Annotated in this window: 13 protein-coding genes; 5 read left to right on the top strand and 8 right to left on the bottom strand. The window is 61.8% G+C overall.

Annotated features, from left to right (window positions below; translation table 11 throughout):
- Nucleotides 1-153: transposase family protein (locus GSQ89_RS27255; protein ID WP_174254935.1), on the bottom strand; the 153-nt coding region annotated here is incomplete at its 3' end.
- Between the two features lie 136 nt (nucleotides 154-289).
- Between GSQ89_RS27255 and GSQ89_RS27250 the strand changes: the two genes are divergently transcribed.
- Nucleotides 290-751: a glycine/sarcosine/betaine reductase selenoprotein B family protein gene (locus GSQ89_RS27250; protein WP_158931187.1), complete on the top strand. Its 462-nt coding sequence runs from the start codon at nucleotides 290-292 to the stop codon at nucleotides 749-751.
- 18 nt (nucleotides 752-769) lie between these two features.
- On the top strand, nucleotides 770-1,459 hold the full coding sequence (locus GSQ89_RS27245) for a hypothetical protein (RefSeq protein ID WP_158931185.1): 690 nt from the start codon (nucleotides 770-772) through the stop codon (nucleotides 1,457-1,459).
- A 466-nt stretch (nucleotides 1,460-1,925) separates the two neighbouring features.
- On the opposite strand, the gene GSQ89_RS40275 is transcribed toward GSQ89_RS27245, so the two are convergent.
- The 3 genes from GSQ89_RS40275 to GSQ89_RS27230 form a co-directional block, all read right to left on the bottom strand.
- Nucleotides 1,926-2,315 carry a GFA family protein gene (locus tag GSQ89_RS40275; protein ID WP_371734295.1) on the bottom strand — a complete coding sequence of 130 codons (390 nt, stop codon included), beginning with the start codon at nucleotides 2,313-2,315 and terminating at the stop codon, nucleotides 1,926-1,928.
- Between the two features lie 76 nt (nucleotides 2,316-2,391).
- Nucleotides 2,392-2,844, bottom strand: coding sequence for an ACT domain-containing protein (locus tag GSQ89_RS27235; RefSeq protein ID WP_158931181.1), 453 nt, complete (start codon nucleotides 2,842-2,844; stop codon nucleotides 2,392-2,394).
- Nucleotides 2,841-3,233 carry a nuclear transport factor 2 family protein gene (locus tag GSQ89_RS27230; RefSeq protein ID WP_216856423.1) on the bottom strand — a complete coding sequence of 131 codons (393 nt, stop codon included), beginning with the start codon at nucleotides 3,231-3,233 and terminating at the stop codon, nucleotides 2,841-2,843. Before GSQ89_RS27230 ends, GSQ89_RS27235 begins: the two co-directional genes overlap by 4 nt.
- 348 nt (nucleotides 3,234-3,581) lie before the next feature.
- On the opposite strand from GSQ89_RS27230, the gene GSQ89_RS27225 reads away from it, so the two are divergent.
- The gene (locus GSQ89_RS27225; protein ID WP_158931179.1) at nucleotides 3,582-4,541 is read left to right on the top strand and encodes a metallophosphoesterase; all 960 of its coding nucleotides are present in this window, start codon (nucleotides 3,582-3,584) and stop codon (nucleotides 4,539-4,541) included.
- Between the two features lie 77 nt (nucleotides 4,542-4,618).
- Here GSQ89_RS27225 and GSQ89_RS27220 read toward each other — a convergent pair whose 3' ends face one another.
- The gene (locus GSQ89_RS27220; protein WP_158931177.1) at nucleotides 4,619-5,614 is read right to left on the bottom strand and encodes an SGNH/GDSL hydrolase family protein; all 996 of its coding nucleotides are present in this window, start codon (nucleotides 5,612-5,614) and stop codon (nucleotides 4,619-4,621) included.
- 359 nt (nucleotides 5,615-5,973) lie between these two features.
- Here GSQ89_RS27220 and GSQ89_RS27215 point away from each other — a divergent pair, with 359 nt between their 5' ends.
- Together GSQ89_RS27215 and GSQ89_RS27210 are read left to right on the top strand one after the other, a co-directional pair.
- Nucleotides 5,974-6,159: a hypothetical protein gene (locus tag GSQ89_RS27215; RefSeq protein ID WP_158931175.1), complete on the top strand. Its 186-nt coding sequence runs from the start codon at nucleotides 5,974-5,976 to the stop codon at nucleotides 6,157-6,159.
- A gap of 208 nt (nucleotides 6,160-6,367) precedes the next feature.
- A complete protein-coding gene (locus GSQ89_RS27210) occupies nucleotides 6,368-6,661 on the top strand; it encodes an antibiotic biosynthesis monooxygenase family protein (protein ID WP_158931173.1) in 294 nt (97 codons plus the stop codon).
- 150 nt (nucleotides 6,662-6,811) lie between these two features.
- Here GSQ89_RS27210 and GSQ89_RS27205 read toward each other — a convergent pair whose 3' ends face one another.
- The 3 genes from GSQ89_RS27205 to istA all read right to left on the bottom strand — a co-directional run.
- Nucleotides 6,812-7,204: an oleate hydratase gene (locus GSQ89_RS27205; RefSeq protein WP_256367350.1), complete on the bottom strand. Its 393-nt coding sequence runs from the start codon at nucleotides 7,202-7,204 to the stop codon at nucleotides 6,812-6,814.
- 118 nt (nucleotides 7,205-7,322) lie between these two features.
- Nucleotides 7,323-8,162, bottom strand: a complete 840-nt coding sequence (istB, locus tag GSQ89_RS27200) for an IS21-like element helper ATPase IstB (RefSeq protein WP_158931169.1) — start codon at nucleotides 8,160-8,162, stop codon at nucleotides 7,323-7,325.
- On the bottom strand, nucleotides 8,159-9,652 hold a 1,494-nt coding region (gene istA / locus GSQ89_RS27195), incomplete at its 5' end, for an IS21 family transposase (protein ID WP_254073389.1). The genes istB and istA, both read right to left, overlap by 4 nt.

The following is a 9,652-nucleotide window of genomic DNA, read 5'->3' as shown; positions in this document are numbered from 1 at the left end:
GCCGATCTCGACGAAATCGTCGGCGCCGGCGATCGTGGCGCAGAGCATCAGCAACAGGATTTCATCCAGCGGATACAGCACCTTCGTCGCCTGGCGTGGATCCCGCAACACCGCGAAATGGGTCAGAAAGCACGGTGAACCGGGTTCGGACATGGAAACCTCATGGTACGAGGCTCCCTAAAAATCGTATTTCAGACCGCGCCGGAATCCCACACCCCTTCAAGCGATTGCCCTGTGGCAGCCAGCGATGGCCCTTGTGCCACACCGATCTGTGTGTCATGGTTTTCCTATGGCACGTCCCGAAGACATCCCCCAGCCGACCCGCGACGCGGTGCTGAACCTGCCGTGCCCCGCGTTTGAGACAACGCCCTTTGTTTCCGGCCCGCCGTTGTCCGAACGCCGTATTGCCATCCTGACCAGCGCCGCACTTATCAAGCGCGGCGACCAGCCATTCCCGTTCGGCTCCGGCGAAGTCCGCTTCCTCCCGGCTGACATCGCGCCGAACGACCTTCTGCTCAGCCACGTTTCCATCAATTTCGACCGAGCGGGCTGGCAGCGCGATATCAACGTTGTGTTTCCGATCGACCGGCTACGCGACCTCGTGGCAACGGGTGAGATCGGCGGCGTTGCGGACACGCACTATACGGTCATGGGATCCACCGACCCGGCCGCGATGGAGGCGGCGGTCGATCAGATCGCCGGGCAACTGAAGCAGGAACGGATCGATTCCGTCCTGCTGACCCCTGTCTGACCGCTTTGCACGCGCGCCGTGTGCGCGCTGGCCCATAAACTGGAAGAACGCGGTTTCTCGACGGTGGCGATTGCGTCCGTGCGGGTCCAGGCGGAGAAGACCCGTCCGCCCCGCGCCCTGTGGACTTCCGCCATGCTCGGGCGCCCGGTGGGTGAGCCGGGCGATCCGGTGTTTCAGCTACGCATCATCCGCGCGGCTTTGGCATTACTGCAGCGAACTGATGGCCCGGTCATCCTGGAGGATTTCCCCGATGATCCGCCCGGCTGGCCGGACAACCGCGATTGGGTGGCTCCCACAACGACCTCGGCGGGCGATTTCGCTGGTGAACTGACCGCGCTGCTGCCGCAATGGCAGGCGGCGCAGGTGCGCTTCGGCCGCACGTCGGTGGGGTTGAGCTTCCAGACCCCCGACACGTGGCCAGCCTTCGCTGAGGCCGTTCTGGCCGGCGGCCTGCCGAAAGTGCCTCAACTGGATACGACAGCGTTGGCGGTGCGGTTCCTGTGCGACGACATCAAGGCGCTGTATGGGGAAGTGGCACAGGCCGCCGGTTCGGCCCCGTCGGCGCGGCAGGTGGACACCTGGTTCTGGCGGCAGACGGCGGCGGGTGCGCTGCTGCAAGCGCTGCGGCGGACCGCCATGGTCAGCGAGAACAACGCACTCAAGACGGTGGGCGGGCGGTTTTTTGTGCCGACGCCTTGGGTGGTGTAGCGCTCCGGCAGCCGCCCTTATTACCAACCACCGGCGTTATTGTTGACCCTCGATGGGTACATCCGTCATGCCGATGCAGATCGGCATCCACGCCGTCTTACGTGCGAACACAGGCGTGGATGGCGACCCTTCGCCCGCCATGACGGTTGCAAGAGGGTTCCGAAGGGTTAAACGACAACGCCGATGTGACGCGACATATAGTGTAGACAATGTAGCCACGAAAGCCTGTAGGGGGTCTGCGGCCATTGAACCACAGGGTCCCGCACAAACGGAACGTCAACCATTCGCCTGTTTCCGGATGATCTCTAAGTCTCGAAGCGCTCTGAAGCCAGTTTGGTCAACCGTTTAGTGTGCGGATCGTCACCATAGGAATTCAGAGAGCCGCAGTTCGCCACGGCAATGGCATCGATCACCTCCGACGAAGCTGGGGTAACGTTGTCGCTGCCAAAATTGCGTCCTGTCGATATCATGCCTCGCCACCCGTATTTGGTCTTTCGTCAGATTGAACTCCGCCGCGGCCTCGTGGCCACTCGGGATAGTAAGGCGTATTGTCAGTGTCCGTTAGCCATGCCGCGTCGTGCGACGTCCAGATGTGCATTGCCGGTCTCACACCTGGATCGTCATCCAGAGTCGCCACGCGCAGGATGATGTGTGCCTGGACGGGCCGCTTGGCTATGAGATGCGTTCCACATGCCGAACAAAACCAGCGCATTTTGCCGGGTGAGGATTCGAACGCACGAAGGCCACTCTCGCCCGTGGTCCATCGGAAATGCTCTCGCAACACCCTTGCGGTGGTCGCGAAGGCACTGGCGTGGGCCTTGCGGCAGGTGTTGCAATGGCAATGGACGATCGGCATGTCGAGCCGGTCCACCTCATAGCGCACGGCCCCGCACAGGCAGCTTCCTTTCAGGCTCATCGTTTGTTCTCGCCTCCTATCCGCCGACATGATTGGCAAAACCGGCAAGGTCGCAGCGGCCCTCCAATGCTTCCTCTTGCAGAGCCTGAAGGACCCGGAGCGCCCGCTCGGCGTCTGGCACAGGGACGAAAACGTGATCGTGGTAATAGGCGGCCACAACGTTCGCGCTGATCCCATGTCGTGCGAGCCTGCCGGTAACGGCAGCCGTTAGCCCAACCGCTTCGAGGTCGGAATGCACTGTAAGGGTGATGACCTTCATGACGGTGCCAAATGATACGCCATGCCGCTCTGCATCCGCCCTTGCTACGATCAGCGTGATCCCTTCGCGTTCTTTGAAGAATCCAGCCGCGGACAGGAGCAGCTCGTCTTTCACCTCGGCCGTCGCAAATGAGCAAAAAACCATTTCGGCCTCATGCAGCTCCGGCGCGATGGCTGCCAGCAGCGTGGCGAGTTCAGTAATGCCGCTCATGCCGGGCCTGACCCACCCGTGAGCCTGGGTGTCCCCATCTTGAACCAAGCCTTCGCGATCTTACCTTCTTCGACCTCGTAGATGGCAACCACGTCCACCTCGCCGGGTCCGTTCGGGTAAGTGCGCGTCACCGTCTCCTGATCGACCACCAGGTTGGCAACAGCGATGCGCCGAATTAGCCGCCCGTGTAGGTTCGGCTCCTGGAACCGGGCGACGTGACGTTCGCGAATCTCGGCCGCGCCGCGCGCCAAAAGGCAGTTGGGGAACTCGTAATATTCGCAATCTTCAGCCCACCACGCCATGAAAGTGTCGATGTCGCGTGCATTATAGGCGTCGAGCTGTCTCTGCACGGGCAGGGCGGCCTGAGTCCAGTCATTGTCCATGTTCATTGTCGGTCTCTCCAAACGAAAAGCCCCCGCAACGGTTGTTGCGAGGGCTGAAACATGTTCCAGAAGAAAGCTGAACTTAGGTCAGAAAGCCTGACCCATGACTCTCGCCGAACATGACAAAGCCGCCGCGATCTTCACAGCGTCGGCGTCGATCAGCAGTGCTAAGAGCGAAGTACATCGAAGTTCAGCGTTGGATAAAAGGTTGTATCTGTCAAGAGAGGGTAGGGAAGCCCTAGGCAGCTATATTCCATCCTAGGCAGGAGATCCCTATCCGACATACTTGCCTTCGTGCCCGCACTGATTCATGGCTTTATGTAGCGACCTAGGGGTATGGTGGGCACTCTGAACTTGCCGGAACTGGAACAATTGGCCCAAGACAGTGATCCACTGACGTGGCTCAAGGGCAGGCTCGGCCCTCTGTACGCTCTGACGAGGCTCCAGAAGGAAGGACTTCTGGAAGCACGCCGCAGTCGACCGTGGCTCCGGCAACTGACCTCGCTGTATTATGTGCTCGATCTCGCGGTTCCGTTGGCCCTTCGTATGACCGGCACGATGCGGTGGGGCCAGCGCAATGCCCGCGCCATCCGGGTCGTCAAAAACGAGGTGTTTCTAGCCAACCTTCCGGCGATATTCGACGGCTTCACCATTCTGCATCTGGCTGACCTGCACGCCGACATCAGCGAGGGCGTGATGGCGGCTCTTCCTGGGGTGCTCGCGCAGCTCGAATACGACGTCTGTGTCTTCACCGGCGACTTCCGGGGAAAGGTCTACGGCCCCCATGCCCGGTCCGAAGAACTCGTTGTTGCGTTGATGTCGGCCATTCGGCAGCCGACTTTCGGCGTTCTGGGGAATCACGATACCGCGCTGCTGATACGGGGGCTGGAGCGCGCTGGTATCAACATGCTGATGAACGAGAATGCGCCAATCGTCCGCGGTAACGATAGGATCTGGATCGCCGGCGTCGACGATCCCCATTACTACCGCATGGATGATCTCGCGGCGGCGGTGCAGGGCATTCCCGACGACGACGTGGTGGTTCTCCTGTCGCACAGCACCGATGGATACGAGCGTGCGGCTGACGGTGAAATCGAACTTATGCTGTGCGGCCATACGCATGGTGGCCAGATCTGCCTGCCTGGCGGGCTGCCTGTCATGACCAGTTCGAAACATCCTCGACGGCTTGCAGCCGGTCCGTGGCGTATAGGGGGAATGGCGGGCTACACCTCGCGGGGCATTGGCACCAGCGTCGTCGAGGCGCGCTTCAACTGCGCCCCTGAGGTGGTCTTGCACACGCTTCGCCGGAGCTAGGTAACAGCCCAAACTGAAGCGGGAACCTCACCGTCGATTGGCGGGGCCGGTTCGGGCGGTTGGTCTGGCTGGTAACGTTAAGCGGTGCCGGTCAGCGAGCTTGTCACCGCCGCGGCGAGCAATGCATGCCCCGCGGCGGTGGGGTGCAGATCGTCAAAGAACAGATAGCCATTCTGGGCAGCTCCTGCCGCATTCAGCGAGCCACCCGATCCCGGCGCTGGGCCACCAGTCCACACCGGTTGCGTGACGTTGCTGAACCCATACGCCGCTGGATTCGCAACCGCGGCATCCAGCAGAGCATAGGTGTTCACGTAATCGATCGATGCTCCGCCGGATGCGACGATCTGCCGCAATGCCGTACCCAGATCGGCATTGTAGTCCTGTGCCAGTGCGCTGGACGCCGCATCGCTGGCCGGGCTCGCACGCTCATCAGGCGTCACCCCAAGATCCGGCACACCCATCACCACGAGATCCTTCGCCCCATGCGCGACCAGGCCGCCGATGAACTGGACTTCGTTGTTGACGCTCTGCTGCACGGTGGCAACCTGCTGTGCGGCAGTCTCGGTCGAGTTGGCGATAGCCATCACATCGTTCGATCCAGCCCAGACCGTATACAGCGCGTTGGGCGAGGGATTTGGCCTGTTCAAATCGAACTGCGCGAGTTGCGACGGCAGGTCGAGGGGGGTCTGTGGATGCACAGAGGTTGTCCCCGTCTGCGCCCCGCCATACGCATAATCCGTCCCGCCCTCCAGGCTCGGCCGCAACGGCGGCAGCCCCAGGTTCTGAGCCAGGTCCTGGACCCACACATTGCCGTTGCTGAAGCGGCCATCGCTGTAGGGGGCGGAGGGAACCTGCCCGAGTGTCGCAACGTAGTCGTTTCCCGCGTCGGACAGGCTGTCGCCGAATGCATACACCTTTGCGAACCCGCCAGCCGGTGCCGTCACGTCATCAAAATAGATGAATGACGGCGACGCCAGCAACGCCAGTTCCGTCGGTGAGATCGACGCCACAACCGGCGCCTCTTCGGGCTGGATCAGACCAAGCCGAGATTCAAGCTCGTTCAGGGCAGACATGAGGGTTGGCATGTCCCCGCAAACGTAGAGAGCCATGGGATGGTTCGATCAAATTGCGTTCATGCCGGGAGACTGCCAAAATCCGCATAGGAAGGCTGCGTGACGGAAATTGCCCGCAAGCACGCTATCAGGAGCAGGGCGCGCTGCATTTGGCGCCAGCAGGTGCTTGGCGGGCAACTGATGGCCCTGTCTATGCTCGGCACTGAAATAACTGCATCGAGGCGAAGGATGAATCCGTCGCCCGGCATCCCGTGGGCTTGATCGCGCCAAGCTGATTTTTGCCGTATGCTGTTTGAAGCCGTTGCTTGGGCCTGCTCGAACCACGGCTTCATCATTTCCCTGCTTCAAGAGGTAGACCCATGATGAACCGACCAAAAGACTGGAAGAAAATCATCAATGCCGAGGCAGAAACCTGCTACTGGCTCGCGCCGGATGGTTCGCGGCACCCAGCTACGGACGACGAGAATGCCGAGGTGAGGCGCGAACTGCTAAACATGCGAACCATCAGTGACAAGCGTCGGCAGCAGCAGCTCGCGGAGCTATAGCAATTTCGGCGGTATCCGGTCCCTCTGGAGGCCGACTACCCGCCCTGCGGCGGCTAGACAATTCGCCTCGGCGGCTTCAAGGATTGGGTCGCGGCCGGTTGGCGGGTCGAGCGGGGTAGGGTGTCAGCCCCGGATTCACGCCCTCACTGCGCGAACGTCGAGTGTGCTATTGTGCATCCCTACGAGTGCTGATCGTGAAGGTAGGAACATGTTCACCAGCATCAGAAAGTACAGCGTGAGACGCGGTTCAGCAGAGGAACTTGCCCGCCGCGTACAAGAGAGTTTCGTGCCGCTGATCCGACAAATGCCGGGGTTCCAGAGCTACTATTTGCTCAATGGCGGACCAGACGTGCTGATAACCATCAGCATGTTCGATAGCGTGGACGCAGCGGTTGCATCCAATGAAGTATCGGCAAACTGGGTGCGGAACAACGTTCTCGAATTCACCAAGGGGATGCCAGAGGTCATGATCGGCAATGCCTTGATCGCCGAGGTCAAATAGCCGATTTTCTACGACGGGTCAGCGCCCCGGCCGCCGCCGTTGGGCTTCATCGGCCGCGGGCCAGCCCAGTACCGCACCGCGTTGTGCGTGGTCCGGCAGGGCCGCGGCCAGATTGTCCATCGGTACCCAGCCGCGCACGAGCCTCTCCTCCTAGGTCTTCGTCAGACCCAGAAGCACTTTCGTAGCCGCCCACACGCCCTTCGGATCGTACTGGCCCTGATAGACATCCGGAGGGGCGGGACCGCGCTTGAGCATACGATAGATCGCTTCCCAGGCCGTGCGTGTGGAGTATTCAAAGGTGAACGCGATCTCCCGTTCAAGCTCAACGTACTGACCGAGGAGACCCAGGTTGGTCACCCCCTCCGGAACCACGGGGGGTCTGTCGCCACGCTTGCGGCGCAGCCAGATGTTGTTCACGTAGGGCATGTTGGTGGGAATGCAGATCGACGTGCGTACGATCTCTTCCGTTTTCGGCTCCCCTTTCTTCAGACCGAGATGTTGCAGCAGTTCCCGCAATATCTCCTCGCCCGTGCATTGATACATGGGTTTTGGATAGACGTTGTGTAGCGCGACAATCTGGGTGAGAAAATGCGTCAATCAGGATGAGAATTGATGACCGCAACGAGTTCATGATGTTCGGTCTGATTGTCGCTGACAAGAACTAAGTTTTGTTTTGATTGTCGCGGAGCGACAAACCAACCGTGTCCTTGGTCGTCGCGTGATTGGGCGGCCGCCCGGGACCTTTCTGTTTGCGCTCAAGCGCCGCCCGCCGCCTGTAGCTGTCGACGTTGATTTCGAAAATCGTTGCGTGATGGACCAACCGATCCACGGCGGCCAGCGTCATCGCGGGATCTGGGAAAACCTTGCCCCACGCGCCGAACGGCTGGTTGGCGGTGATGAGGGTGGAGCGGCGTTCGTAACGCGCGCTGATCAGCTCGAACAGAACCGAGGTCTCAGCCTGATCCTTGCTGACATAGGCGAGGTCATCAAGGATCAGCAGGTGGAAGCGGTCGAGCCGGCTGATGGCGGACTCAAGGCCAAGTTCGCGGCGCGCGACCTGGAGTTTCTGTACAAGGTCGGAGGTGCGGGCGAACAACACGCGCCAGCCGTTTTCGACCAGTGCCAGGCCAATCGCTGACGCCAGGTGCGTCTTGCCGCCGCCGGGTCCGCCGATCAGGATCAAGTTGGCGCCCTTGTCGATCCAACTGTCACCGGCGCAGATCGCCATCACATGCGCCTTGGAGACCATCGGCACCGCTTCGAACTCGAAGGCGTCGAGGGTCTTGCCCGGCAGCAGCCGGGCTTCGACGAGATGGCGCTCGATGCGACGGCGATCGCGTTCAGCAATCTCGTGTTCGGTGAGCGCGGCGAGGAAGCGAGCCGCGGGCCAGCCTTCCTTGTCCGCCCGCTCGGCAAAGGCGGCCCAGCCTTGCTTGATCGCGGGCAGCCGGAGGTCGTTGAGCAGCAGCGTCAGCCGGGCAGCGTCGATGGTCTGGCTCATGCCGCCGCTCCGATATGATTGTCGTTGCCGACCAGCGCCTCGTAGGCGATTAGCGGGGTGAGAAGGACAGTGACCGCGGGCAGTGCCGCCGGATCGGGTGCGAAGCGTTCGCGCAAGGCCGCCAGGTCGGGCAATTGGCCTGCCGCGAGATCGGCGGCGAGCAGCGTGGCAAGGTCGGCCTCACAGCCGCGCTCATGCGCCAGAGCCAGCAGGTTGACCATCAGACGGCAGGCGGATTTTTCCGGCAGCCGTTCGAGCAGCCGGTCGAAGGTCTGCCGGTAGGCGTCGCGCGGGAAGAGCTGGTCGCGGTAGACAAGACCCAGCAGCGCCATTGGTTTGCGCCGCAAAGCATGGATCACATGGCGATAATCCACGACATGCGCGCGCTTGCCCGCGGCATCGGCCCGACCGCGGACCAGGGTCATCAGAGGTGTGCCGCCGATGAACAGATCGAGGCGGTCATCATACAGTCGGGCCCGCAACCGGTGACCGATTAGCCGTGACGGCACCGTGTAGAACACCTTCTTGAGGATGAAGCCGCCGGAGGAGGTGACGGTGACGATCGTCTCCTCATGATCGCAGGTCCGCTGCCCGGGCAGTGGCTGGAGCGCGGGCCGTTCGGCCTCAATACGCTTGGTGGATCGGGCGTTCTTGCGGCTGACGATCTCGTCGATGAAGCGGCGATAACTGGCGAGGCCGTCGAAGTCGTTGACACCGCGCATCAGCAGCGCGTCGCCGACGGCTTTCTTGAGATGACCGTGGGAACTTTCGACCGAGCCGTTCTCATGCGCGATCCCGCGATTGTTGCGCGTCGGCTGCATCCCGTAATGGGCGCACAGCGCGTCATAGCGCCGGGTCAGGTCCTCGCGCGCATCGGTATCCAGGTTGCGGAACGCGGCCGAGAGGCTGTCGCTGCGATGCTCGAGCGGCGCACCGCCGAGGGCCCACAACGCGTTTTGCAGCCCCTCGGCGAGCGCCACATAGCTTTCGCCGCCGAGGAGGACGTGAGCATGCTCGAAGCCCGAGTAGACCAGCCGGAAATGATAGAGCCGGTGATCGAGCGGTTCACCGGCGATGGTAACGCCGAGGTCGGCCATATCGGTGAAATCCGACAAGCCCATCCGGCCGGGTTCGTGTACCTGGCGGAAGATCACCTCCTGATCTGCACCATACAGAGCACGCCATGAACGGATGCGGCGCTCCAGGGTGCGCCGGACGCCGCCAGACAACGCAGGGTGGCGCCTTTGCATCTCCTCGAAAATCGCGACCGCGCGCAGCTCCGGGGCCGCCTTCAGCATCGGCACGATCTCGGCCTCGAAGAAGTCGGCCAGCGGGTCCGGGCGGCGGCGGCCGCGGATCTGCTGATTGTCCGATGGCAGCCTGTGATCGTGCTCGAAGCGATACGCGGTGGCCGGGCTGAACGATGTCTTCGCCGCGGCCACGGTCGGTGAGTCTGTCTGTCGGAACTTCATGTAGAGCCTCATCTGGTG

This window comes from Acidisphaera sp. S103 (assembly GCF_009765975.1).
GTDB lineage: Bacteria > Pseudomonadota > Alphaproteobacteria > Acetobacterales > Acetobacteraceae > Rhodopila.
This window is presented reverse-complemented; position numbering and strand designations above follow the sequence as displayed.